Source organism: Niallia sp. NCCP-28 (genome assembly GCF_023168165.1).
Lineage (GTDB): Bacteria > Bacillota > Bacilli > Bacillales > Cytobacillaceae > Niallia.
On sequence record NZ_BQYJ01000002.1, the window covers coordinates 846,387 to 867,646 of the forward strand.

Sequence of the window (21,260 nt, forward strand, 5' to 3'; positions counted from 1 at the left end):
AGAGCTTACTTTGTGGTTTGCGTTTTACCAGCATGTTCAGTGACTTTCTAAGCGAAGGAAAGCTTTAAAATATGCTTTTTTAGATAAATGATGTTTTATTTGAAAAAATATTTGCAGGAGAGATTGGTATTGGCCTGTTTTAAGACGTTTTAACAGGGATAGGAGGATTTTTATTATAGATGTAATAAACTTATATCTATATATAATCAAAAGCGTCTATAAGCCAATAAAGACGCTTTTGATTATAATTAATTGTCGACTTTTTCTCTTTTTTTCTTTGGAACCTTTTTTATATAGCTGGAAAAAAGGGTGAACACAGCAAAAAGAAGAAGGAAAAAGCAAAAAAATGTAAAAAACAGCGGCAAAGGATGGAAGATAGTATCCTTTTCTAATGGTGACTGAAAGCTAATGACAACAGGATATGCTTCTTCTTTTGTCGGTAATTCTACTTTCTGTTCTGCAAAAGGAATAGGCCCTCCAAAGATTAATGCACGTGTTTGTTCATGAGGTTTTTTTTCTATATATTGCTTAAACATAAACGGCGAACAGACACTTAGGATAAGGCTTAATACACTTACAGCAATAACTCTTTTCAAGAAAAAAACTCCAATCCTATTTCAATTACATATTGCGGCTGTGCTTTTGCTGTAACAGAACACAGCCTTTTGTTTTGTTTATCGAATTGCACGATGTTCTTTTATGACACGGAGCTTTTTAAAGTCATAATCTTCTGGTCCTTGAACAGGCAGACCAGCTTCCATATTTCGTTTAATATACTGCAGGTTATCTTCTGTAATAATTTCTCCTGGAATAAAGATTGGAATGCCAGGAGGATATACCATAATAAACTCAGCAATTATTCTGCCATCGGAATCATCAAAATCTACTAATTCTGTTTCAGAATAAAAAGCATCTCGAGGGGTAAGAGCTAATATCGGGATGTTCGGCAGCATGACTTTTGCCTCTACATTGCTTGCTTGATTTTGATATTCCTCTGATAGATTTTTTAATGCTTGTATGAGCATGTCTGCTTCTTTTGTTGTATCCCCTGGTGTAACAATGCAAAGAATATTATATAAATCAGACATTTCCACTTCGATATTATATTTTTTTCGCAGCCATTCTTCTGCATCATGCCCTGAAATCCCTAAATCTTTTACAGATATGATTAATTTAGTTGGATCATAGTCATAAGCGATATGAGATTCGACTATTTCTTTTCCGACACAATATAAATGATCTATTTCATTAATTTGTTGGCGGATGCTTTGAGCTAATCCAATGGTGCGGTCAAGAAGTTCTTTGCCTTCTGTCGCCAATCTTTTTCTGGCAACATCCAATGATGCAAGTAATAAATAGGAAGTGCTGGTTGTTGTCAGCATACTTAAAATAGATTGTACTCTCTTATGGTTCACTAAGTTTCCTCGGACGTTGAGGATAGAACTTTGTGTCATAGAGCCCCCAAGTTTATGAACACTTGTTGCGGCAATATCGGCTCCAGCTTGCATCGCAGACATTGGAAGCTCATCATGGAAATGAATATGTACTCCATGTGCTTCGTCGACAAGTACTGGAATATTATAAGAATGCACTAATTCTACAATCTTTTTTAGATCTGCAGATATGCCGAAATAAGTAGGGTTTATCACAAGGAGACCCTTTGCATCTGGATGAAGATCTAAGGCATGCTGCACGGATTCAAGTGTAATTCCATGAGAAATACCGAGTTTTTTATCAATAGCAGGGTGGATAAATACAGGAATGGCACCTGCAAATACAATGGCAGACATAACGGATTTATGCACATTTCTCGGTACAATAATTTTGTCACCAGGTCCACAAACACTCATAATCATTGTCATAATGGCACCGCTTGTTCCTTGAACTGAAAAAAATGTATGGTCTGCGCCAAATGCTTCAGCAGCAAGTACTAGTGCTTTTTTAATAATTCCTTTTGGCTGATGAAGATCATCAAGTGGTCCAATATTAATCAAATCGATTGAAAGGGCGTTTTCCCCAATAAAGTCGCGAAACTCGGGATCCATTCCATTTCCTTTTTTATGACCCGGAATATGAAATTGTATAGGGTCTTTTTTTGCATGCTCCAATAAACCGTGGTATAACGGTGTTTCGTGTTGTGACAATTTATTTCCACACCTCTTTATTATAAATATATTTAAAAATAAACTATTTGTTTTTTTGTCTCATTAATCTGAATGAAACCATAAAACAAAAGAATTATAGCATTTTTTATTTTTTTTGCATACAATTAGTTTTTACTATAATTAAAAGAAATATTTTACCAATCTTTATTTACATAACCTATTTCCTTATGGAGACCTATCTTTCCTTTTCCTGGAAAGGTTATTACCCTACTAGCATGGCCAAAAAAAATTTACATACCAATCTTTCTTTTAAAAAGGCTGTTTTTGTATGAATTTCGGCTTTGAAAATTAGCAGCTGATATATTTTTGTTTCTATAGGTGACTCTCGAAGACCTTGGTGGAGAGCTTTGACGGTCCTCTTCATACAATAGATGTTTGCTCCTTCCTTCTCTACAAATATGCGGCTAAGTCCTATTTCTCTGTTTTTTCTATTAAAAACAATAAACTTAAAAAAGCACATTTTACAATAGGAATTCGTTGATTTAAAATAATAACATTGGTTTTAAAGAGTTTGACACTAAATTATAGAAGAAAAGGGTGTTTTTATGGAGTATCAATATCCAATTGATATCGATTGGTCTACAGATGAAATAGTTGCGGTCATTAAATTTTTTGAATGTATTGAAAGCTGTTATGAAAAAGGAATAAAACGCAATGAATTAATGGAACATTATCGGGCTTTTAAAAAAATTGTGCCAAGCATTGCCCAAGAAAAAAAAGTATGTGGAGAATTCGAAGAAGTAAGCGGATATTCTGCTTATAAAACAATAAAAAAAGCAAAAGAGGCAGAGGAGTATGCGACAATAAAAATGCCATAAAGAACAGGTCAGCCCAATCATTTATAAATGATTGGGCTGAATTGCTAGTTGGCAAGGGATTATCGGCTATTTAAAGACAGTTGATAAAGCGGCAAAAGAGTTTCGAAGGTTTGTTCCACTAAATCCATAAATTGATTGCCGTTCGCCAAAATAGAATCAGATGCTTGGATATGCTGACCAACGAGAAACTCTGCTTTTTTTACATCCTGAAAACGTTCTAGTGCCTGCTGCAAATCTGTTTCCCCCACTTTTTTTGCATCTTTTTTCATATGATTGGATGAAATCATATAATTATCGGGAATAGCTGTTTTTATTTGGTTTAAATTTTCCAGAAATGTTTTTGCGTATTCTGCCTTTTGCGGCAATTCATAAATATAGGCAAGCCAGATGAAAACATGATCATCAAATAAGCCAATCTGAAAATGTGGATGCTGTTTGTAGCCGCGTTTATTTGCCGAAATGGCAAGCCATGTGTCTTTCGGAGGATTTATCGTGCGTCGTGCATGTTTAGCGATATGCAAAAACATTTCATTGCCTGTTTTGACAGATAATTCACTTGTCAATGCCTCGCCGATTATTCGGAATTTAGGCTGAATCCGTTCCTGGATTGCCTTCATTCTTTCTTCAAGGCCTTCTATTGTAAAGGTATCAAAATCTTTTTGATTAAATCCTGCAAAGTTCATAATCTAACTCCTTTTTACGTTTATAACAACGGTGTTTGGGTATTTAAAAACCAAGTAAGGAAATAAACGAGCTGCTTTTCTTCCCTTATCTATACTTTACATATTTATATAGCTGGATGTTTTCTCTTTGGATGGACAAATAAAATAGTTGGCAGAAGACAAAGAGAACGATGCTGCAAAAAAATTTTTTTAGTTTCACCAAATGAGAATCTTGTAGAAAAGCCCATTTACTTGTTGTCAAATATTGTAGCATAAACAGGTGTTTTGGTGAAGAAAAGGAACCTTTTAGGTAGGAGCACATATTTGTTGCAAGGAAAGTGATTTCAACATATGATATAAGAAATCATTAGAATTATAAGTCTATGGAAGGGGTGTACTGTCAAGTGAAACAATTAATGAATTTGGTAAAGAAGAATGAAGTGGAAAGAGAAAAAAAAGCTGTTCTTCGATTAGAAATGGATTATGAGTTGGCTACTTTATTTGATGCAATAAACGAACAAAACGAAGCGCAGAAAAACATAAGTAAGCAAAAGCTTGAAAGAATTAGACAGGAACTTCTAAGACTTAAAGCTCTATAGGTGAAAAAACGTATTAAATCATAAATGCTCTCTCGCAATTTGAAAGCATTTATGATTTTTGTTTTACATAGAATTTTGGCTGCATCAAAAGGATATATTTGGAGAAATAGCACTTGATGCATGATAATGCATACAGTAAGCTAAAATATAGACAGACAAGTAAATGGAATGCTCTTATATTGATCACGAATTAACGGGCTTTTGTCTCCGCCCCAAGATTATGAGAGAAAAGGAACAATCTAGGTGGTTAGAAACTTGCCCGTAAAAGCCTGATTGGTGTAAATAACAATCAATGGGGATGGAGAAAACCCTGACTGATTGAAGTTTCACTTTAGGATAAAGCAGGAGCAGAAAATATAAGATAAGGATGGGGAAGATGACTAATTGGCTAGAAGTAGATGCATATGCTAAAGAATGGATAAAAGAAGCTGGAGAAAGAATAAAAAATTCCTTTTCAAAAAAACTGTTAATTGAAACAAAATCGAATAAAAATGATTTAGTAACAGAGATAGATAAAGCAACAGAAGAATTTTTTATTCAAAATATTAATAAGCAATACCCGAGTCACCGCATTTTAGGAGAAGAGGGGCTCAGCTCGTCTATTGAAGATCTAAAAGGGGTCGTGTGGATTATTGATCCTATTGATGGCACTATGAATTTTATACATATGCAGCGGGACTTTGCCATTTCTATCGGCATCTATGAAGATGGAGTAGGAAAAATCGGATTAATTTATGATGTGGTTGCTGACGAACTGTATCATGTTGTCCAAGGAGAAGGTGCATATATGAATGCTATGCCTCTTGCTCCGCTAAAAGAAACTGCAGTAGAAGAAGCGATCATAGGCTTAAATTCTACTTGGGTAACAGAAAACAAGCGTATTGATCCAAAAATTTTGGCACCTCTTGCAAGAGATGCGAGAGGAACCAGGTCATTTGGCTCTGCGTGTTTGGAACTTGCCTATATCGCATCAGGAAGAATGGATGCGTATATTACTTTAAGGCTTTCTCCATGGGACTATGCAGCAGGAAAAATAATGGTGGAGGAACTTGGAGGAAAGGTTACATCCCTGCGCAATGAAAAATTAGACTTATTGACGCAAAACTCCTTTTTTGCTGGGAAACCAGGAGTGCATAAGGAAATTATGGAAAAATATTTGCACAATGGAGAATGGTGATATTGAGGTGCAAAGCAATAGGATGGAATGATTTATTTTATTCCATCCTATTGCTTTTTTGTATGAGGAAGGAAAATTTAATTTAGAGCCTATTTTTAAGCTGTTTTTTTTTATAGTGTATTCTTTTTTTCTTATATACAGCTAGAGACACAATAATTAAAAATAAAATAAAGCAAATAATGGCACCTTTTAAGCTTTTTTCCACTATACAAATGCCAATCAAAATAAAGGCAGAAGCAGCAAATATCTTATAATAATAGAATGGTCCTGTTTCAATATTCAATATGTATCATCCTTTATTTTTTCAATAGATTTAGTTAAAGATGGCAAAAATAACGTTTACAACTGTCTTTTTTTATTTTACATGAAAAACCTTTTAGGTTTCTAGTATATTCTATGGTATAATGACTCAGTTATAATGTTAAAATAATGAAAAATGAGATAGACCATTTAGGTAGGAGTGAAATTTTTGAAAATTAGAGAAGATCTTCGTAATATTGCTATTATTGCCCACGTTGACCATGGTAAAACGACATTGGTTGACCAGCTCTTAAAACAGTCTGGCACATTCCGTACAAATGAACATGTGGAAGAACGTGCGATGGACTCAAATGATTTAGAAAGAGAACGCGGTATTACCATTTTAGCAAAAAATACTGCGATTCAATATAAAGATAAACGCATCAATATTTTGGATACTCCAGGACATGCTGACTTCGGCGGCGAAGTGGAACGTATTATGAAAATGGTTGATGGGGTATTGCTTGTTGTTGATGCATATGAAGGCTGTATGCCGCAAACACGTTTTGTATTGAAAAAAGCATTAGAGCAAAAACTTACGCCAATTGTTGTTGTAAATAAAATTGACCGTGATTTTGCTCGTCCAGCAGAAGTTGTTGATGAAGTAATTGACTTATTTATTGAATTAGATGCAACAGAAGAACAATTAGAATTCCCAGTTATCTATGCATCTGCAATTAATGGTACCGCGAGTGTAAATCCAGAGCAGCAGGATGAAAATATGCAGTCTCTGTATGATGCAATTGTCGAGCATATCCCAGCGCCAGTGGATAACCGCGAAGAGCCATTGCAATTCCAAGTATCTCTTCTTGACTACAATGACTATGTAGGAAGAATTGGTATTGGCCGTGTGTTCCGCGGAACAATGAAAGTGGGCCAACAAGTAGCGTTAATGAAACTTGATGGAACTGTGAAACAATTCCGTGTTACAAAAATATTTGGTTTCTTTGGCCTAAAAAGACAAGAAATTGAAGAAGCTTATGCTGGGGATCTAATTGCAGTATCAGGAATGGAAGACATTAACGTAGGGGAAACAGTTTGTCCTTTTGATCATCAAGATGCACTTCCAGTGCTTCGCATTGATGAGCCTACATTGCAAATGACGTTCCTAGTTAACAACTCTCCATTTGCTGGTAAAGAAGGTAAATATCTAACTTCAAGAAAAATTGAAGAAAGATTGCGTGCACAATTAGAAACAGATGTAAGTTTACGTGTTGAAAATACAGATTCTCCTGATGCTTGGACTGTATCTGGCCGCGGAGAGCTGCATTTATCTATCCTTATTGAAAATATGCGTCGTGAAGGATATGAATTGCAAGTTTCAAAACCAGAAGTTATCGTAAAAACAATCGATGGTGTACGTTGCGAACCAGTTGAACGCGTACAAATCGATGTTCCAGAAGAACATACAGGTTCAGTAATGGAATCAATTGGTGCCCGTAAAGGCGAAATGCTTGATATGGTCAATAATGGCAATGGTCAAGTGCGTTTGATCTTTAATGTACCTGCACGTGGTTTAATCGGATATACAACAGAATTCTTAACATTAACTCGTGGTTATGGTATCATCAACCATACATTTGACAGCTATCAGCCAATGGCATCTGGACAAGTTGGAGGACGCCGTCAAGGTGTGCTTGTAAGTATGGAATCAGGCAAATCATCTACTTATGGTATTATGCAAGTAGAAGATCGCGGAATTATCTTTGTGGAAGCAGGAACAGAAATCTATGAAGGTATGATTGTTGGAGAACATACTCGTGAAAATGATATTACGGTTAATATTACAAAAGTAAAACAAGCAACAAATATCCGTTCTGCAAACAAAGACCAAACATCAACAATGAAAAAACCAAAAATCATGACATTGGAAGAGTCTTTAGAATATTTAAATGAAGACGAATACTGCGAAGTAACACCAGAATCTATTCGTCTGCGCAAAAAGATTTTAAATAAATCTGAGCGTGAACGTGTAACAAAAAAGAAAAAACTTGTTGAATAAGATAACATAAAAAAAAGAAGGGGAACTTCATTAATGAAGTTCCCCTTCTTTTTTATGTTATCTAGCACTAAGTCGGATACCTTTTAGATTTTTTTCACCTAACTGCAGGCATCCCAGCGTCTGAATAGCTTCAAGTCCTTTCCTAAAGATAAGTCACCATCGATTCACTGACGTTCACCTTGTTTCCTTTATCTTTAGCCGGTGTCTCCGCCGTACAGGATGTACAAGTGCCGATGTTGCCGCAGGACGCGGCGTATTTAATCGGCCAGTCTGTACGGGGATAATCAAGGAGCTTCCGCATTTCTGTTTACCAGTCGTCTTCTGTGGTTTTGCTGCGGTATAGGGCGAAATTGCCAGTGGCTGCTCGCTTTTGAGTATTTTTTGTTATTCTTGTTTCGCAGTCTTTGCACATATAGGTATGGATAGGCCTATTTCGCAGGCGTTTTGCCTGAAATGAGTTTTCATCAATATCTTCAATTTTATCGCATATTACGCATTTCACTTTCAAACTGTGCACCTCTAATCATTAAATTTTAAATTGGATGATAGAGGTATTATAATATAATAAGCAGGAGAAAACGAGTTTAATCCCGAAGATGATTATTTGATTGCTCATCTTGCTCATTTTTTAATTGCTTTTCTTCTGAGCCATCTAATTTTTCATCAGGATTTTTCACCTTTGTTTTTGCATTAGGATTTATCATATCTGCCGGCACTTCTGGCATGATTCTACCTGTAATATCAGCTAATTCATTAAAAATTCCTTGAACAGGCTCACCATTTTCAATATCCTCCGCAATTTCTTTAATTCTAGCAGTTACATCTGGGTCAGCTACTATCATGGCATAAGCACCATTTGGATCATTTTTTAAACTTTCGGCAACAGAGTATTTAATAGAGCCAACCTCAGAACGATCTAAATTTGCTTTAATATCTATGCCGACAATCGCATAATGCCCTAATACAACGGCTGTTGCATCATTGACGTTAGGAATGCTTGTAGCAAGGGAGACAAGTCGTTTTGCAATATCCTGCCCAGATTTTTGGTCTACTTCATTAATCGTAGAGTTTTTCACATTTTTCACATGTGGATTTGCTTCATTTGGTTGTGACACATTGTTATTGTTATCAACATTTGTACAGCCGCAAAGAAGCATAAAGATCATGATTAAGGCAAATTTTTTCATGAAAATACCTCCCAAAAAAGATAATTCATCACATTTTTTTACACTTTCTATCTTTATTGTGCAAAATATCTTCTATCTTTATGCGGTAAAACATATATTTAACCAAGGTTCCTTTCCGTAAAGCGGATAGCAAGCAATATATGACAGTAGAGCAGGAGGCATCAGTTTGAGTAAAATATATGTTTTAGATACGAATGTCTTGTTACAAGACCCATATTCCATCTTTTCATTTAAAGACAATGATGTAGTAATTCCCGCAGTAGTACTCGAAGAAGTGGACAGCAAAAAGCGCTATATGGACGAGATCGGGAGGAATGCAAGACAAATATCTAGGTTAATCGATAATTTAAGAGAAACAGGGAAATTGCATGAAAAAATCCCCTTAGAAAATGGCGGGAATTTGCGGATTGAATTAAATCATCGCTCCTTTCATCAACTGCAAGAAATTTTTGTGGAAAAGACAAATGATAATCGCATTTTAGCGGTAGCAAAGAATTTATCTTTAGAGGAACAGAAGAAGAAAAATGGACGAACCGTCGTATTAGTCAGCAAAGACACACTCGTTCGAGTTAAAGCAGATGCAATCGGTTTAGTATCAGAAGATTTTTTAAGTGATCGTGTAGTAGAAAATGATCACTTATATACAGGTTTTACAGATGTACAAGTAACTTTAGATATATTAAATAAGTTTTATGAAAAAGGAAAACTTCCTATTTCAGAAATAGGAAATGGAATATATTATCCAAATGAATTTCTCATATTAAAAGATGTGCTGGGATCTTCTTCTTCTGCACTGGCAATGGTGGATTCTTCCCGAAAGTTTATAAAAAAACTTGTATTTGACCATGAACATATTTGGGGAATACGGCCGCGGAATGTACAGCAGACGATGGCCATTGAATTGCTGCTGAAAAAAGACCTTCCACTAGTTACTTTAATTGGGAAAGCAGGTACAGGTAAAACATTATTAGCCTTGGCTTCAGGATTGATGCAAACAGAAGATTTTGGAGAATACAAAAAATTATTAGTAGCAAGGCCAATTGTGCCTATGGGGAAAGATTTAGGTTATCTCCCAGGGGAAAAAGAAGAAAAGCTAAGACCTTGGATGCAGCCGATATTTGATAATCTTGAATATTTATTTAATACAAAAAAACCGGGTGAATTGGAAGCGATTCTTGCCGGGATGGGATCGATAGAAGTTGAGGCATTAACCTATATTCGCGGCAGAAGCATTCCAGATCAATTTATTATTATTGATGAAGCGCAAAATTTAACAAAGCATGAAGTGAAAACGATTTTAACAAGGGTTGGAGACGGCAGCAAAATCGTTTTGATGGGAGATCCAGAACAAATTGACCATCCATATTTAGATGCCTTTAATAACGGTCTCTCTTATGTTGTGGAACGTTTTAAAGATCAGCAGATAGCTGGACATGTCAAGCTAGTGAAAGGGGAGCGCTCAGGGCTTGCACAGCTTGCAGCAGATCTTTTGTAGCAATTTTTGGCTAGCTTGGGGCATTCATTGTGTTGCCAATAAAATAAAGAGGGCATTTTTCCATCAGCCAAATGCATTTTGGCTGATGGAAAATAGTTTCAACAAAACTATTTTCAAGAGATTACAAAAGATTCTACATACTTAATGGGTTGTTGATGTTCATGTTTGTTTTTAAAATAAACATGAACAGGCCCATCACTTTTGAGCGGTTTGCCGTTTGTGCAAAATAATAGCATCATCTCCTCTAGAGAGGAAAGGGGAAAGGAGATGATTTCTCCTTGTGAAATAATCTGAATTTCTTTGGCAGAAATAATAGGTTCCGCATTACGGATAAATGGAGCAAGGGGCATAAAAAAAGTCCCTGAGAGCAACTCCTCTTTTTTATATTTTTTTTCTGATTTTAAAGTGGGAGGAAAAACAGCTCCTTCTGCAATTTCTCTATCCCAATGTGCGGATACCTCTTTTGTATATTCTTCCATTTCATCAGTTGCTTGAATAGAACTAAAGAGTTGTTCTGCTGTTTGTTTGCGATCATCAAAAATCCATACACTTGGATCAATGGTGATTTGAAAATTAACAGCACCTTTAATTGGTATAATATCCTGCATTTTTTTCCTCCTTCCCCTTCTTTTATAGGAATTTCTCATTCCTTATCAAAAAAAGAAGCGGTTACATTTTTGTGTTTTTTATCTCTTCCTATTCAGTATAGCTATCTTGCATTTATCTGTCATTTTTTATTTTTTGTTTGAAGGATGTAAAGTGGCGCGAGAAGACTCCATCTTCAAGGAAAGAGAAGGGCATAGCCCAATGAGCAAGGTGGAGAGGAATCAAGGGATGGAGTGTTTTTTTCATCTCGATTGTCCGACTGTTGCGTGGAGGAAAGGAAGAAGAAAAAAGGAAGAAGAGAAAAGGAGGGAAACAGGAAATACTGATTACTAAAACCATTGGCTGTTCCCCTTTTGTGTTTAACCATTTTTTAGAAAAATGGAAGGATGCTTACGCAGAAACAGGCAAAGGATTAACGTATAAGGCTCGTTCCTCTCAATTGCCGGCATTAAAGCAACGTTTAGAATGGTTAAAAGAAAAGGAAATTGCCTAAACTTGGCCTTGTTTGCTTTGCCGAAAGTCAGGAAGTAGAAGGGCGTATCATAAGAGCTACGGTTAGACGTAAGCCAAGCAGCATTGTGTCTATTTTAGTAGAAACAGAAGGGTAAGAATTACTTAAAACTGGCTCCTCTGTTAGGCTGAATTTTGGATTAAAAGATTTTGCCGTCCTTTCCACTGGGGAAGTCTTTAGAAATCCTAAGTGGTTTCGTACAGGGGAAAAGAAATTGGCGGGTGCAAAACGGATTCCTTCCAGACAGCAACAAGTGGCTTTAAAACAAAAATGTCCATTAGAAGAAGCGAAAAAATTATCAGAAACAAAAACGAAAAGTAGCCCGTCTTCATGAAAAAATCACGAATGCAAGAATAGACTACTTGCAAAAAATCTCTACCAACCTCATCAAAAACCACGATGTCATTGGCATAGAAGATTTGCAAGTATCGAATATGCTGAAAAACTACAAACTAGCCAAAGCAATTAGCGAAGCATCTTGGACAACATTCCGAACGATGATAGAGTACAAAGCCAATAGGATTGTTCTTGCATTTTTCTGATGATAGGTTTAAACTTTATAAATAGGATAATCGCTCGGAAACGGGGGGATAAGGTTGACTTCTGATATGATTATTAATCATAAAGAAAAAGCAAATGCATTATTAAAAGCAGATGCAGACAAAATATTAAAGCTAATTAAAGTACAGATGGATAATTTAACAATGCCGCAATGTCCTTTATATGAAGAAGTTCTGGATACGCAAATGTTTGGCTTATCCAAAGAAATAGATTTTGCTACTCGTCTTGGTTTGGTAGATGAAACTGTCGGCAAAAAGATTTTAGATGAATTGGAAAAAGAACTTTCTGCATTGCACGAAGCATCTACAAGAAAATAAAAAAGCAAACTCAAACAAGAAATAGGTTGTTTGAGTTTTTTTTAATCTGGAAAAAAGAAACGCAAGCATACATATTTTAAGAGGGCAATAAGTTGTTCTTCACTTTTTGCAGGAAACAAACAAATTTTAGCGAATGTATAATACAACCTAGAAATAGTAAGGGAAGCGGTTTGATGTTAAAAAAAATATTAAAATCTTATGATTACTCTTTAATTGCAGCAATGGTGATGTTGTCGCTTTTTGGGTTAATTATGATTTATAGTGCCAGTATGGTAAGTGCTGTCCAATATTATAACTTTGGCAGCAGTGAATATTATTATAAAAAACAAATAATTAATTTGTTTGTTGCAGGTTTCGTTTTTATCGTGACAGCTATTTTCCCATATAAAGCACTATTAAGCAAAAAAATATTAGTGCCAATGGTTGGTTTGTCATTATTGGGGCTTTTGGGCATTTTTGTACTTGGGCATACTGCTGGTAATGCGCAAAGTTGGTATCACTTTGGAAGTTCAAGCTTGCAGCCTTCAGAATTTGTTAAATTGGCTGTAATTGTTTATTTGGCGGCAGCATATGCAAAAAAACAATCTTATATTAATCAATTTAATAAAGGAGCAGCTCCTCCCATTGTCTATTTAATTTTAGTTTGTGGGCTTGTTGCAGTCCAACCCGATTTTGGGACAGCTGCGATTATTTTTTTAATTGGCGGAACCATTATTTTATGTTCGGGAATGAATTTGCGAAATCTTCTAAGGCTTGCTGTCATAGGACTTGCGGCAGCTATTCCGGTGCTTTTACTATTGGGAGGGAAGATTTTTACGCAGAAAAAGATGGATAGATTTTTAGTGTTTTTCCATTCTCCATTTGCAGATGAATCTGGTTCAGGATATCAAATGAGCAATTCTCTTATTGCGATTGGAAGCGGAGGGTTAAAAGGGCTAGGTTTAGGGCAAGGCGTACAAAAACTAGGATATTTAACAGATGGCCATACAGATTTTATTATGGCAGTTATTGCAGAAGAGCTTGGGGTAGCTGGAGTCAGCTTTGTTATTTTATGTTTAAGTTATATTGTACTTAGAGGGATTTATATTGGACTGCGTTGCAAAGATCCTTTTGGCAGCCTTCTTGCGATTGGAATTTCAGGCATGATTGGCATCCAGTCATTTATTAATATTGGCGGTGTATCTGGAGTGATTCCGCTAACGGGTGTGCCATTGCCATTTGTCAGCTATGGAGGATCATCATTGGTCCAGTTGGCGATCAGCATGGGGATACTTGTTAATGTTTCAATGTTTGTTAAATTTGAAAAAGTGTATAAAAATAAAGAAGAGCAAGTAGAGGCAGACATATTCCCGCAGCCTAAAAACAGCTTTCTGCAAAATAGACGAGGCTAAAAGAAGAGGAGGCTGGGACATAAGTATTCCAGTTGAAAATAAAAACGAACAATTATATGTAATTACATATAATTGTTCGTTTTTAAGCTTTTAAAAGGGTGGTTTCAGTAAAGTTTGTTGTTATTACCCGCAGCCTGAATACACTTCGCTTTCCGTGGGGCTCGAGCTGAGCCGCGGAAAGGGAGTGTCTGTAGCGCAATGGAACGAATTAGTTTTTACACTTGACTATATGTAAAAACACAAGTAACCAAAATTGCAAAACTAGCCTTTATTTTAAAGCTAAAGCTAAAGGTAGAGACTATTCGTCTTTACAGATTATCTAATTAATTGTGTCCCAACCTCCTCTTTTTTTGTTTTTTGTGAACAAGACATAAAGCTGCTCAACTGGTTGTAACAATTATCCAAAAGGATGAATATATTTGGCTACTAGTTTAAAAACCGATATAATAGAGTTTAGAAAGAAACTAAATGGAAACCGGAGACAGCAGAAGTCTTGCTGTCTGTTATGGTGGGATAATAAGTTAATAATAATTAAAGAGATATTAGAATAATTTTTTGTAAAAAGATGCAGAAAATTAGCGGAAAATATGGTTTAATTACAGAAGGGCTCATTTTTAATATGATGATGTTGCTAATTGTGAAAACTGGCACAATCATATAAATAAATACTATAAAAATTGGATAACTGCCTGTTTTATATAAAGGGAGGAAAAATATATGGCTAATTCTAGAGCTTATACAGAAGCTCCAGTAGAAAAAACATCTGCATGGAAAGATTTTTTGGCTTTGATAAAGATTGGGATTGTCAATTCTAATTTAATTACCATTTTTACAGGATTATGGCTGGCTCTGCATTTTTCTGGAGAGAGATTTTTACTAAATATCGATACTATCTTGTATACTTTAGCTGGAGCTGCTTTAATTATTGCCGGTTCTTGTGCATTAAATAATTATATTGATCGTGATATTGATCCATTAATGGAACGGACAAAGGGAAGACCGACTGTTACAGGGAAAGTAACGCCGAAAAAAGTTGCATTTTTAGGTTTTGGTTTTATTGGACTTGGAACATTAGCTCTTTTGATGACGACTATTACAGCAACTGTCATTGCATTAGTTGGCGCTTTTAGTTATGTGGTTGTGTATACTATGTGGTCAAAAAGAAGGCTAGTGTCTAATACTGTAATCGGCAGCTTTTCTGGAGCAGTGCCGCCGCTAATTGGCTGGGCTGCAGTAGATCCAAGTTTGGATATAATGGCATGGAGTTTATTTTTAATCATGTTTTTTTGGCAGCCTCCTCATTTTTATGCATTGGCGATTAGAAGAGTGGAGGAATACAGAGCAGCAGGCATTCCGATGCTTCCTGTCGTTAAAGGTTTTGAGGTAACAAAAAAACATACTTATGCATGGGTAATCGCGCTATTTCCTTTGCCGTTTTTATTAACTTCATTAGGCACGCCATTTTTAATTTTAGCAACTCTTTTAAATATTGGCTGGGTTGCAACTGGAATATATGCAAGCAGAAAAAAGGACGAGCTGAAGTGGGCAACTGCCATGTTTGTTTATTCTCTTCAATATATGACGATTTTATTTGTGGCAATGGTGCTTGTAACATTAATATAAAATGAAGATTTTTAGGAAAGAGGTAATGCGCATATGGAATTTTCATTGCCGATTCTGCCGACAATCAGCACGACATTTATTGTGCTTAGCGCCATTTTTGTAGCGATAGGGTGGAATCTGATTTTAAAAAGAAAGATAGCAGCACATCAAAAAGCCATGTTTTTTGCTGCAATATTTGCTGTCATCTTTTTTATTATTTATGCTTCTAGAACCATTTTTATAGGCAATACATCATTTGGCGGTCCAGATAATATTAAAATCTACTATACAATTTTTCTGATTTTCCATATTACGCTTGCAACAGTGGGAGCAGTAATGGGAATAACAATGCTTGTAACAGGCTATAAAAAAAATTATGCGTTTCACCGCAAATTAGGACCTGTTACTAGCATTGTCTGGTTTTGTACAGCGATAACTGGAGTTATGGTATATTTATTATTATATGTTTTTTATCATGGTGGCGAAACAACATCTGTTATAAAAGCAATATTAGGATTTTAAAGGGACGGCAAAGCTGGCAGGCGTAAAATATTTGTTTTTTACGCCTGAATTCAAAGTGTTTCAAATAAACAAATGGAATGGAAAAAAGAGTGTCAAATTGCTTGATAGATGGGTAGCAAATGGGCATATAATGATAGAAATGATGCTAGAGAGGATGTGTGCCCTCTGAAAACGGTAATTAGGATATTGGCTATTATTTCTATACTAATTGCGATTGGATTTTATTTGAATATAACAGATAAAGGAAGTAATCCAGATGTGCTGGTGGAAGACGGCAGCAATCAAGCGACAGAAAATGATGATATAAAAAAAGATTCGGCTGGTACAGGGGAAAGTCTTCCAGTCCCCAAAGAAGGACTAGCAACATTAATTGGCAAAAGCAGCTCTATATTAGAAAAAAAATATGGAAAACCAACTAGAATAGATGCAAGTTCTTATGATTATAATTGGTGGATATACAATAACGAGGAAAAGGAATATTTTCAGGCGGGGGTTTATCAAAATAAAGTGGTTACTGTTTTTGCAATAGGAGATGCAGTAAATATTGCTCCGTATAAAATTGGACAAGAAGTAGGCGCTATATTTGCAAGTACCCCAATTGAAACCAATATTAGTTTCCGTTATGATAATTCTTCTTATCGATTTGAACTGTCTGAAGATGAAGTGAATAATCGGCCATTAATACGTATCGGCGATTTTTATGCACAATTATATTTTGATAAATTTACAGGAACTTTATCAAGCATCCGTTATATGGATGCCAAAACATTGTTGCAGCTGCGGCCGTTTGAACTGGTGTATCGTGGGGAATTAGTAGAAGCTGCTTCAAACAAAAAAAGCGACAGTGAAGCAGTGGAAAAAGGAAATGAAAAGCAAATTTTAGATATTACAAATATTATTAGAAAAAGATTCCATTTAGATTCCGTCAGCTGGGATAGGGAAACGGCCAAGGTAGCTCTTGGGCACAGTATAGATATGTTTGAGACGAAATCATTTTCCCATGCTTCCAAAAAATATGGGGATCTAACTCAACGCTTAAAAAAGGGAGACATAGTATATAAAGCAGCAGGTGAAAACATTGCAGCAGGTTATTTAGATGCAGCTGCAGTGATGGAAGGCTGGCTAAACAGCAAAGGGCATAGAGAATGTCTTTTAAATAAAGAATTTACTCATTTAGGCGTTGGAGTGTATCAAAAATATTACACGCAAAATTTTATAGAGAAATGGTAAAGCTGGTCAAGGAGCAATGTTCTTTTTAGAGGATTGCTCCTTGACCAGCTTTTTGTATTGGATCTATTCCACATAAAAGTAGAAGTTTGCGGGTAAAAAACATTTAATCAATATAAAGCATACAGACTTATAATGTCCACATAAAAATGTCTGTGTGACTAGCAATCAGGAAAGGACGCAGGAACTCCCTGATAATTGAAGTTGCACTTTATAAAGACATACACCTTTATAGGAGATATTCATATGTTAATATAGGCAGAGGTACATGATAGAGGTGAAATGGCATGGCAAATAAAAAACTTCATCCTTCTGTAGAACAATTTAAAACATTTGTGAAAGCCAATCCAAAAATTATACAGGAAGTACGAAGAGGAAAATCAAGTTGGCAAGAGCTGTTTGAGGAATGGTATTTATTAGGAGAGGAAGATACTCGTTGGGACAACTATCGAAGTGAACCAATACAAGCAAAGGAAAAAACAACAGATAATACTAATTCCAGTAAGTCAGTATGGATGTCTACGGTGATGGACTCGATTAAAAGTATGGACCAAAATCAGCTTCAAGGATATATCGCCAACCTAAATCAAGCACTAGGGACGATTCAAGGTGTTATTTCTCAATTTTCAGCTGGCGGAACAACAGCTAAAAGCTCCAATAAAACGAGTGGAGAGAAAAAGCCTTCAGGACCTTTTTCATTCCGCCAAGATTAAGGATGTGTTAACGAATGCGACCGACGATTAAAGAATATATTTCTCAAAGTCCAGAATTGCAGAAGTTTATTCGTGAACAGCCACAGTGGTATCGAGAATTAAGCCGCAACCCTAACGAGCTAGAAGCGTTTGAAGTTGCTTCCTTACATTATTATAAAAAAACAATTCCTGATCATGTTGCAAAATTTTCAAATGGTGTACAAATGGCTTCCATGATGGTCAGCATGTTTCAAGCGATGAATGAACAATCTTGATTGCTAACATATTGAAATGTTTATGTTTTTGCAAAATAGAAATGGCTTAGGAAAGAGTAAAAAGGAGCACTGCAGAGAATACTAACAAAAAATGAAATTTTCAGGAGTGTTCTTATTGAAAAAACTACTATTAAACAGTATCCCTGTCTTGTTTCTTTTTACTGCCTGCAGTCATGATATTCCAGATAAGGACGTAAAGCCCCAAAAGGAGTCAGCGATAGATAGATACTCTTTCTCCCATGCAGTACAAGCATCAGCGGTTGCTCTTAATGAGCAAGAAATAACGGTGCATCATGTTGTCAGAGGGAGCTCTGTATTTATTGAGTGCAGATTAAATTCTTTATCGTTTCGGAAAAACAATCCCAAAAAACAAGCGAAACTATTGTTGAAAGTAGATGGTCAATTAGTAAGTGAGCATCACTCTGCTGCATTTGTAGTGAGGGATTTGAGTGCAGGAGAACATAAGCTGGTGGTAGAGGCGGTAAATGCTAACAATAAACCTTACCATTTAAGCAAAGAATTTACAGTGACCATTCAATAATGAAGATTAAAAAAACTCAAGCCTTTTCTTTCCCAGCTATTTCAAGTAAAATATAGTTGGAGGTGAGCGGATACGTGCTTGCTACAACTGAAATAATTATTATTCAAGAAGAAGCAGAGGCAATTGCTGAAATGATCGTAGATTCAGATGTCGCCGAACAATATCGTATTTGTTTATCCAATTTAAATACAAACCAAAAAACGCAGCAAAAAATTCTTCGTTTTAATGAAATGAAGGATCTTTATGAAGAAGTGCAGCGTTTCGGTAAATATCATCCTGAATATAAAAAGGTAATGATGGATATTCGAGTGCTGAAGAGGGAAATGGATCTTGATCATCATGTAGCTGCATTTAAAGTGGCAGAAAATAATCTGCAAAAACTCCTTGATGAGATAAGTGTTATGATTGGCCGGTCTGTATCGGAATATGTAAAGGTTCCTACAGGAAATCCATTTTTTGATGAAATTTCTGGCTGTAGTTCTGGAGGATGCGGTAGCGGCGGCAGTTGCAGTTGTTCTGCCTAAAATAAAGGGTGGCGAAAGCATATATATAAGGCTATCGCCGCCATTTTTTATATTTCAGTTAAGGTTTGATAAGCTGTTTGTTTGCTTGTTTTTTGTGTAAAAAACTACTATGATCGATGTACAGCAGCTAATAAGAAAAGACATTCAATGGATAAATATACATAAATTATAATAGAAATCTATTCTGGTTTGCTATTGATGGTATGGCAGAATAAATGAAAAATACAGAAATGGATGAAGGAGATATAACATGCTAGGGCAAAGACAAGGGATTATTGTTTGGCTATACTCGTTAAAACAAGCCAAAACATTACGAAGATTTGGAAATGTTCACTATATATCAAAAAGATTAAAATATGTGGTTATTTACACAAATCAAGAGGATGTAGAACAAGTGATGGCAAAAATCAACACCTACTCTTATGTGAAAAAAGTAGAGCCATCTTATAAACCATATTTGAAAGTGGAGTTTGAAAATTCTAAACCCGATAAAGCGAAAGAATACGATTATAAAATGGGCATATAAAGCGAAGGAGACAATCTTTTGCTTTTTTTATGCATAAAAATAAAAAAACCCGCAAGCGATACTGCTTACAGGTTCCTTCTATATCCTTTAAAAAGGAAAGAAGGTAAAGGGAGAGGAGAAACCGGAGGAAGAACTTATGGGGAAACGTAAGTCTTCTCCGCGGTTGGCAACAACATCCTCTTATTAGATGCTGTTGTTTACAGTATTGCCAATGAACAGGTTCTTATACATTAGAAAAAAATTTTAGAGAATACTCAGCAAAAATACACTCTTTTAAAAAGTAAGCTAGATGAAAAATGTTTATTTTATAGCCGAATTATTTTCAAAAGCGAAAGAATGTTGGCTGCATACTTTGTTTATGGTAGGATAGGAAAGGATAAAGTAGAAGTCAAAGATTTATTGGCGGTTTTTATTGCTGCACAATATGAAAATTAAGTTTTTTAATAAGGATAAATAGTTTATTTATTAAAAGTATAGTGGTGATTACAATGAGAGTAGTTTCTGGAGAAAATAAAGGAATTCCGTTAAAAGCAGTCCCGGGAAATTCTACTAGACCTACAACGGATAAAGTAAAAGAAGCAATATTTAATATGATTGGCCCCTATTTCAGAGGAGGCATCGCCTTAGATTTATTTGCAGGAAGCGGTGGCCTTGGAATTGAAGGATTAAGCAGAGGCTTGGCGCAGGCAGTATTTGTTGATAGAGAAGGGAAAGCTATTGCTACAATAAAATCCAATCTTGCTGCCTGCAAATTAGAAGATAAAGCAGAAATATACAGAAATGATGCCAACAGAGCAATAAAGGCACTTGTAAAAAGAGAACGCAGCTTCGATTTCATTTTTTTGGATCCGCCGTATAAGCTGCAACAATTAGAGCAGCTCCTTTCTACCATTGAAGAGGAACACTTGCTCAAAGCAGACGGGGTTATTGTTTGTGAGCATAGCTCTGATGTCGTTCTGCCAAAAAACGTTGGCCGTCTAGAACAGATAAAATATGAAAAGTATGGGATTATTGCGATTTCTATTTATCATTTTACATCTTGGGTGGAGGAATAAGGTATGGCTAGTATTGCAGTATGTCCTGGAAGTTTTGACCCTATTACATATGGTCATCTTGATATTATTAAAAGAGGAGCAAAAGTATTTGGGCAAGTTTCTATTTGTGTTTTAAATAATTCAAGCAAAAAACCTTTTTTTACAGTGGAAGAGAGGCTTGCATTAATTAAAGAAGTAACAAAAGACATTCCTAATGTAACGGTGAATTCCTATGAAGGATTATTAATTGACTACGCCAAAAGCATTCAGGCAAATGCGATTATACGCGGATTGAGGGCAGTATCTGATTTTGAATATGAAATGCAGATTACCTCAATGAACCGTGTATTAAGCGAGGAAATAGAGACCTTTTTTATCATGACCAATAATCAATATTCTTTTTTAAGTTCAAGTATTGTAAAAGAAGTAAGCAAATATAATGGCGACATATCGGAATTAGTTCCTAAAGTGGTAGAAGAAGCTCTCACAAAAAAGTACCAAGCACTAAAAAAAGTTTGATTATACA

The 21,260-nt window shown here is 35.7% G+C and carries 24 protein-coding genes and 1 pseudogene; 18 read left to right on the forward strand and 7 right to left on the reverse strand.

Translation table 11 applies throughout. The features are described from left to right. Nucleotides 1-248: 248 nt before the first annotated feature. Complete coding sequence (locus NCCP28_RS08580) at nucleotides 249-596, reverse strand: hypothetical protein (RefSeq protein ID WP_248560971.1); 348 nt, start codon at nucleotides 594-596, stop codon at nucleotides 249-251. 78 nt (nucleotides 597-674) lie between these two features. Further along, nucleotides 675-2,144: an aminotransferase class I/II-fold pyridoxal phosphate-dependent enzyme gene (locus NCCP28_RS08585; RefSeq protein WP_248560972.1), complete on the reverse strand. Its 1,470-nt coding sequence runs from the start codon at nucleotides 2,142-2,144 to the stop codon at nucleotides 675-677. A 566-nt stretch (nucleotides 2,145-2,710) separates the two neighbouring features. On the opposite strand from NCCP28_RS08585, the gene NCCP28_RS08590 reads away from it, so the two are divergent. Beyond that, a complete protein-coding gene (locus NCCP28_RS08590; RefSeq protein WP_248560973.1) occupies nucleotides 2,711-2,983 on the forward strand; it encodes a UPF0223 family protein in 273 nt (90 codons plus the stop codon). Nucleotides 2,984-3,042: 59 nt separating this feature from the next. On the opposite strand, the gene NCCP28_RS08595 is transcribed toward NCCP28_RS08590, so the two are convergent. Next, nucleotides 3,043-3,666, reverse strand: coding sequence for a YktB family protein (locus NCCP28_RS08595; RefSeq protein WP_248560974.1), 624 nt, complete (start codon nucleotides 3,664-3,666; stop codon nucleotides 3,043-3,045). Between the two features lie 383 nt (nucleotides 3,667-4,049). Between NCCP28_RS08595 and NCCP28_RS08600 the strand changes: the two genes are divergently transcribed. Beyond that, nucleotides 4,050-4,244 (forward strand): hypothetical protein, encoded by a 195-nt coding sequence (locus NCCP28_RS08600; protein WP_248560975.1) that lies wholly within the window; start codon nucleotides 4,050-4,052, stop codon nucleotides 4,242-4,244. Between the two features lie 376 nt (nucleotides 4,245-4,620). Next, nucleotides 4,621-5,421 (forward strand): inositol monophosphatase family protein, encoded by an 801-nt coding sequence (locus NCCP28_RS08605; protein ID WP_248560976.1) that lies wholly within the window; start codon nucleotides 4,621-4,623, stop codon nucleotides 5,419-5,421. A gap of 82 nt (nucleotides 5,422-5,503) precedes the next feature. On the opposite strand, the gene NCCP28_RS08610 is transcribed toward NCCP28_RS08605, so the two are convergent. Beyond that, complete coding sequence (locus NCCP28_RS08610) at nucleotides 5,504-5,704, reverse strand: DUF5325 family protein (protein WP_248560977.1); 201 nt, start codon at nucleotides 5,702-5,704, stop codon at nucleotides 5,504-5,506. A 186-nt stretch (nucleotides 5,705-5,890) separates the two neighbouring features. On the opposite strand from NCCP28_RS08610, the gene typA reads away from it, so the two are divergent. Next, on the forward strand, nucleotides 5,891-7,723 hold the full coding sequence (gene typA, locus NCCP28_RS08615; RefSeq protein ID WP_248560978.1) for a translational GTPase TypA: 1,833 nt from the start codon (nucleotides 5,891-5,893) through the stop codon (nucleotides 7,721-7,723). Between the two features lie 307 nt (nucleotides 7,724-8,030). On the opposite strand, the gene NCCP28_RS08620 is transcribed toward typA, so the two are convergent. Continuing rightward, entirely contained in the window at nucleotides 8,031-8,231 is a 201-nt protein-coding gene (locus NCCP28_RS08620) for a YlaI family protein (protein WP_248560979.1), read from the reverse strand. 76 nt (nucleotides 8,232-8,307) lie between these two features. Next, on the reverse strand, nucleotides 8,308-8,910 hold the full coding sequence (locus tag NCCP28_RS08625) for a YhcN/YlaJ family sporulation lipoprotein (protein WP_248560980.1): 603 nt from the start codon (nucleotides 8,908-8,910) through the stop codon (nucleotides 8,308-8,310). A gap of 166 nt (nucleotides 8,911-9,076) precedes the next feature. Between NCCP28_RS08625 and NCCP28_RS08630 the strand changes: the two genes are divergently transcribed. Then, nucleotides 9,077-10,405: a PhoH family protein gene (locus NCCP28_RS08630; protein ID WP_248560981.1), complete on the forward strand. Its 1,329-nt coding sequence runs from the start codon at nucleotides 9,077-9,079 to the stop codon at nucleotides 10,403-10,405. A 113-nt stretch (nucleotides 10,406-10,518) separates the two neighbouring features. On the opposite strand, the gene NCCP28_RS08635 is transcribed toward NCCP28_RS08630, so the two are convergent. Further along, the gene (locus NCCP28_RS08635) at nucleotides 10,519-11,013 is read right to left on the reverse strand and encodes a peptidyl-prolyl cis-trans isomerase (RefSeq protein ID WP_248560982.1); all 495 of its coding nucleotides are present in this window, start codon (nucleotides 11,011-11,013) and stop codon (nucleotides 10,519-10,521) included. A gap of 260 nt (nucleotides 11,014-11,273) precedes the next feature. Between NCCP28_RS08635 and NCCP28_RS08640 the strand changes: the two are divergent. The 13 genes and pseudogenes from NCCP28_RS08640 to coaD form a co-directional block, all read left to right on the forward strand. Further along, nucleotides 11,274-12,037 (forward strand): annotated as a pseudogene (locus NCCP28_RS08640) (RNA-guided endonuclease TnpB family protein); the annotation flags it as partial. Nucleotides 12,038-12,118: 81 nt separating this feature from the next. Continuing rightward, on the forward strand, nucleotides 12,119-12,400 hold the full coding sequence (locus NCCP28_RS08645) for an Fpa/YlaN family protein (RefSeq protein WP_248560983.1): 282 nt from the start codon (nucleotides 12,119-12,121) through the stop codon (nucleotides 12,398-12,400). Between the two features lie 173 nt (nucleotides 12,401-12,573). Beyond that, nucleotides 12,574-13,791, forward strand: a complete 1,218-nt coding sequence (locus NCCP28_RS08650) for an FtsW/RodA/SpoVE family cell cycle protein (protein WP_248560984.1) — start codon at nucleotides 12,574-12,576, stop codon at nucleotides 13,789-13,791. Nucleotides 13,792-14,508: 717 nt separating this feature from the next. Beyond that, nucleotides 14,509-15,414 carry a heme o synthase gene (cyoE, locus tag NCCP28_RS08655; RefSeq protein WP_248560985.1) on the forward strand — a complete coding sequence of 302 codons (906 nt, stop codon included), beginning with the start codon at nucleotides 14,509-14,511 and terminating at the stop codon, nucleotides 15,412-15,414. A gap of 33 nt (nucleotides 15,415-15,447) precedes the next feature. Continuing rightward, complete coding sequence (locus NCCP28_RS08660) at nucleotides 15,448-15,915, forward strand: DUF420 domain-containing protein (RefSeq protein WP_248560986.1); 468 nt, start codon at nucleotides 15,448-15,450, stop codon at nucleotides 15,913-15,915. A 108-nt stretch (nucleotides 15,916-16,023) separates the two neighbouring features. After that, nucleotides 16,024-17,145, forward strand: a complete 1,122-nt coding sequence (locus tag NCCP28_RS08665; RefSeq protein ID WP_248560987.1) for a CAP domain-containing protein — start codon at nucleotides 16,024-16,026, stop codon at nucleotides 17,143-17,145. 284 nt (nucleotides 17,146-17,429) lie between these two features. Next, on the forward strand, nucleotides 17,430-17,855 hold the full coding sequence (locus tag NCCP28_RS08670) for a YlbD family protein (protein ID WP_248560988.1): 426 nt from the start codon (nucleotides 17,430-17,432) through the stop codon (nucleotides 17,853-17,855). Between the two features lie 14 nt (nucleotides 17,856-17,869). Then, complete coding sequence (locus NCCP28_RS08675) at nucleotides 17,870-18,109, forward strand: YlbE-like family protein (protein WP_248560989.1); 240 nt, start codon at nucleotides 17,870-17,872, stop codon at nucleotides 18,107-18,109. A 115-nt stretch (nucleotides 18,110-18,224) separates the two neighbouring features. Continuing rightward, nucleotides 18,225-18,650, forward strand: a complete 426-nt coding sequence (locus NCCP28_RS08680) for a hypothetical protein (protein WP_248560990.1) — start codon at nucleotides 18,225-18,227, stop codon at nucleotides 18,648-18,650. 74 nt (nucleotides 18,651-18,724) lie between these two features. Further along, nucleotides 18,725-19,174, forward strand: a complete 450-nt coding sequence (locus NCCP28_RS08685) for a YlbF/YmcA family competence regulator (protein WP_248560991.1) — start codon at nucleotides 18,725-18,727, stop codon at nucleotides 19,172-19,174. Nucleotides 19,175-19,424: 250 nt separating this feature from the next. Continuing rightward, the gene (locus tag NCCP28_RS08690) at nucleotides 19,425-19,700 is read left to right on the forward strand and encodes a YlbG family protein (RefSeq protein WP_248560992.1); all 276 of its coding nucleotides are present in this window, start codon (nucleotides 19,425-19,427) and stop codon (nucleotides 19,698-19,700) included. A 488-nt stretch (nucleotides 19,701-20,188) separates the two neighbouring features. Further along, nucleotides 20,189-20,755: a 16S rRNA (guanine(966)-N(2))-methyltransferase RsmD gene (rsmD, locus tag NCCP28_RS08695; RefSeq protein ID WP_248560993.1), complete on the forward strand. Its 567-nt coding sequence runs from the start codon at nucleotides 20,189-20,191 to the stop codon at nucleotides 20,753-20,755. 3 nt (nucleotides 20,756-20,758) lie between these two features. Then, nucleotides 20,759-21,253: a pantetheine-phosphate adenylyltransferase gene (gene coaD, locus NCCP28_RS08700; RefSeq protein WP_248560994.1), complete on the forward strand. Its 495-nt coding sequence runs from the start codon at nucleotides 20,759-20,761 to the stop codon at nucleotides 21,251-21,253. Nucleotides 21,254-21,260: the final 7 nt, after the last annotated feature.

What these genes read in the sequence shown, in the direction of transcription:
- NCCP28_RS08590 (WP_248560973.1), top strand. Translation starts at nt 2,711, where the DNA reads ATGGAGTATCAATATCCAATTGATATCGATTGGTCTACAGATGAAATA.
- NCCP28_RS08595 (WP_248560974.1), bottom strand. Translation starts at nt 3,666, where the DNA reads ATGAACTTTGCAGGATTTAATCAAAAAGATTTTGATACCTTTACAATA.
- NCCP28_RS08605 (WP_248560976.1), top strand. Translation starts at nt 4,621, where the DNA reads ATGACTAATTGGCTAGAAGTAGATGCATATGCTAAAGAATGGATAAAA.
- NCCP28_RS08625 (WP_248560980.1), bottom strand. Translation starts at nt 8,910, where the DNA reads ATGAAAAAATTTGCCTTAATCATGATCTTTATGCTTCTTTGCGGCTGT.
- NCCP28_RS08635 (WP_248560982.1), bottom strand. Translation starts at nt 11,013, where the DNA reads ATGCAGGATATTATACCAATTAAAGGTGCTGTTAATTTTCAAATCACC.
- NCCP28_RS08650 (WP_248560984.1), top strand. Translation starts at nt 12,574, where the DNA reads ATGTTAAAAAAAATATTAAAATCTTATGATTACTCTTTAATTGCAGCA.
- cyoE (WP_248560985.1), top strand. Translation starts at nt 14,509, where the DNA reads ATGGCTAATTCTAGAGCTTATACAGAAGCTCCAGTAGAAAAAACATCT.
- NCCP28_RS08660 (WP_248560986.1), top strand. Translation starts at nt 15,448, where the DNA reads ATGGAATTTTCATTGCCGATTCTGCCGACAATCAGCACGACATTTATT.
- NCCP28_RS08665 (WP_248560987.1), top strand. Translation starts at nt 16,024, where the DNA reads ATGGGTAGCAAATGGGCATATAATGATAGAAATGATGCTAGAGAGGAT.
- NCCP28_RS08670 (WP_248560988.1), top strand. Translation starts at nt 17,430, where the DNA reads ATGGCAAATAAAAAACTTCATCCTTCTGTAGAACAATTTAAAACATTT.
- NCCP28_RS08675 (WP_248560989.1), top strand. Translation starts at nt 17,870, where the DNA reads ATGCGACCGACGATTAAAGAATATATTTCTCAAAGTCCAGAATTGCAG.
- NCCP28_RS08690 (WP_248560992.1), top strand. Translation starts at nt 19,425, where the DNA reads ATGCTAGGGCAAAGACAAGGGATTATTGTTTGGCTATACTCGTTAAAA.
- rsmD (WP_248560993.1), top strand. Translation starts at nt 20,189, where the DNA reads ATGAGAGTAGTTTCTGGAGAAAATAAAGGAATTCCGTTAAAAGCAGTC.
- coaD (WP_248560994.1), top strand. Translation starts at nt 20,759, where the DNA reads ATGGCTAGTATTGCAGTATGTCCTGGAAGTTTTGACCCTATTACATAT.